We start from the raw sequence: 268 nt of genomic DNA, 5'->3' as shown, positions 1-268 counted from the left end.
CTTGGGGCTGACGCGTTCCAACACCTCCTGCCACAACAATACCGGCAAACAATGCCTGTGGGGGGATACGGAAAAACAGCCGGAGCTGCTGGTTTTGGGCGACTCCCACGCCGACCATTACAAAACATTCTTCGATGCCGTGGGCAAAAAAGAAAAATGGTCCGCCACTATGGTTTCCGCCGACGCTTGCGCCTATGTGGAAGGCTACGCGTCCCGCGTGTTCCAAAACTGGGCCGCCTGCCGCGCCGTTTACCGCTATGCCGAAGAA

1 protein-coding gene is annotated in these 268 nt (G+C 57.5%); it reads left to right on the top strand.

Annotation, left to right across the window (positions count from 1 at the left end; translation table 11 throughout):
- Positions 1-268, top strand: a 268-nt coding sequence (locus tag ACI43T_RS12095) for an SGNH hydrolase domain-containing protein (protein ID WP_405387366.1), incomplete at both ends; no start/stop codon positions are given.

Origin of the sequence: Neisseria oralis, assembly GCF_045062685.1 — a bacterium.
In the GTDB taxonomy this organism is placed as follows: Bacteria; Pseudomonadota; Gammaproteobacteria; order Burkholderiales; family Neisseriaceae; genus Neisseria; species Neisseria oralis.
Note: the sequence above shows the minus strand (reverse complement) of the source record. Positions and strands in the feature narration are given on the sequence as shown.